We start from the raw sequence: 352 nt of genomic DNA, 5'->3' as shown, positions 1-352 counted from the left end.
AACGGGGTCGCGGGCGTGTCTGCGAGTTTCCGCCCCGTGCGGAGGAACGACCACGAGTAGTCACGATTCTTGTTGACGACCTCCTGGAACGCTCCCTCGTACAGATCCGTCAGTTCGTTGATCGCCTTCTTGCCTTGGGTGTCCATGTCCGAGACATCGACCGCGACCTCCATGCGAATCGTGTCTCGTTCCATCATGGGGATCGTACTCATCTCATCCCAGTCGATCTCTGCGTTCTTGTCTTGGTAGTCCTCTGCCATCTCCGCGTACTCTTGTGCGTCAGGAGGAGAACGCGGGGTTTCTTCTAACGTCTCCACCCGCTCATCTCCGTCGAGAATATCTCGTCGGTCGT

General features: G+C 57.4%; 1 protein-coding gene. It reads right to left on the bottom strand.

The genetic code is table 11. The features are described 5' to 3' along the window. The coding region (locus EXE45_RS18395; protein ID WP_137695165.1) for a hypothetical protein at positions 1 to 260 on the bottom strand (260 nt) is incomplete at its 3' end. Positions 261 to 352 lie beyond the last annotated feature (92 nt).

The organism is Halorubrum sp. SP9 (assembly GCF_005435015.1).
Lineage (GTDB): Archaea > Halobacteriota > Halobacteria > Halobacteriales > Haloferacaceae > Halorubrum > Halorubrum sodomense.
The sequence above is the reverse complement of the archived record's forward strand: the minus strand, read 5'-3'. Positions and strand labels throughout refer to the sequence as shown.